1 protein-coding gene and 1 pseudogene are annotated in these 1612 nt (G+C 41.3%); one reads left to right on the top strand and one right to left on the bottom strand.

The features are described from left to right. Positions 1-74: 74 nt before the first annotated feature. Positions 75-401, top strand: a pseudogene (locus tag QUA13_RS32355) (transposase family protein); the annotation flags it as partial. A 125-nt stretch (positions 402-526) separates the two neighbouring features. Here the strand turns inward: QUA13_RS32355 and QUA13_RS32360 are convergent. Beyond that, positions 527-1321 (bottom strand): hypothetical protein, encoded by a 795-nt coding sequence (locus QUA13_RS32360; protein WP_333205172.1) that lies wholly within the window; start codon positions 1319-1321, stop codon positions 527-529. Positions 1322-1612: the final 291 nt, after the last annotated feature.

Genomic DNA, 1612 nt, shown 5'->3' on the forward strand with positions numbered 1-1612 from the left:
TGACGGCTTATCAATCTATTCAACAAGCTCTCTCTACTGATCGCTCCCTTTTTTGCCCTAGTTGAGCAATTACGTTTAAACAAAGCAAAATCGGGATGAATAAAGAACTTGAACTTTTAGGTGATAAAGGTTATCAAGGAATCACAAAGATTCATAGTAATAGTAGAACCCCCATCAAAAAAACCAAGAATAAAGAACTGAGTCAAGCAGAAAAAGTTTTAAATCGCCTCCTGGCCAAAGAGAGAATTATCATTGAAAATATACATCGAAGTTTAAATATATTTAGAATTCTTTCATCAAGATATCGGAATCGAAGAAGGCGCTTCGGATTAAGATTTAATTTGATCGCTGGTATTTATAATTATGAACTTTCTTTAAAGACTAAATTAGAGATCGGCTGAGACTTTCGCAAGAGGTCTATTACATCGTGTCCTGTCGATCGACCAAAATCAAACTGGTTTCTAGTGAGGACTTGAATCCTCATGAAACTGAGGACTCAAGTCCAATAGCACTGAAAAAGGCTTAATCACACCCGCAGTTTAGCTTTCAAGACAGAGCGAGGTTCCTGCATTCGAGGATACGGTTTCGGCCTGCGTTTCAAAACTCTAGGTTCAGAACGCTCAGGTCGAATCGTGAGTAAATTAGTTGCCACCTGTTCCAAAAGTAATTGACGCCATTGTCGCTGTTGGCGTTTTCCTGTAGTTGCCAACAGCGTCAATAACAGATTAAACTGCTGCCTGGTTGATTGGAATGAGAGTTGAAAAACTGTATTTTCTGACGAAGATACAGCCTGCCACATAATGGTACGTAATAAAGTGTAAGCTAATAAGTGTGTCCAGATTTCTTTTCTCACCATCACCGGAGTTTTAGCTGTTAACATCTCCATTTTTAACGTTGTTTTGAGATAGCGTAAATTGACTTCTGCTGCCGACCAACGAAACCCATATAAAAAAGTCAAGTTTTCAACGGTGTAGCGTTTGGTATCCACCAATGTTGTCACTACAATGATACGCTCAGCTCTGAAGCCGCGGCGCTTAATTCGCAAGCATACTTCCCGGACGATGAAACTAGACGGCAATGCCTCGAATTCCTCAAAAGTCATGTGTTTGGGACACTGCTGGGGCTTATTCCAAACGATTTTGCGATCGCCAATTCCCAACTTTTTTCCTCGTCGAAAGTCAGTTTTACGGAGATGATTTTTACGGAAAACCGCATCTGCTCCTTGCTGTTTCACCAAAACTAAATCGACATAATTACCATAAGCTTTATCTGCCAATATCACATCATCGGGGACTAAATTTGCATAAATCAAACGGCTCATCACAATCTCACTGCTCGCCAAGGAAGCTATGCCAGCGGATACCACAGCCAAGCGTGAGCAATGAAAAGAGTACCACTATTTTAGCGATGGTCCATCCACACCCAGCTTTTTGATTGCTGTGTTGCGGATACTCGGCTTGATTAGCAGCAGTATCATTCATCAACACTGTTGTCCCATCTAGTACCCGCACCCGTCGTCCACACCATTGTTTTTCGGCGTTGCTGAATTAGGGTATGACGAAGCAAAAAGGCGATCGCATACGACCCAAATAATTTCTTTGATTTTGATACG

This window comes from Microcoleus sp. S28C3 (assembly GCF_036700785.1).
Classification (GTDB): domain Bacteria; phylum Cyanobacteriota; class Cyanobacteriia; order Cyanobacteriales; family Microcoleaceae; genus Microcoleus; species Microcoleus asticus.

Excerpts from the sequence above, each read along its gene's own strand:
- QUA13_RS32360 (WP_333205172.1), bottom strand. The coding sequence starts at position 1,321 with ATGAGCCGTTTGATTTATGCAAATTTAGTCCCCGATGATGTGATATTG.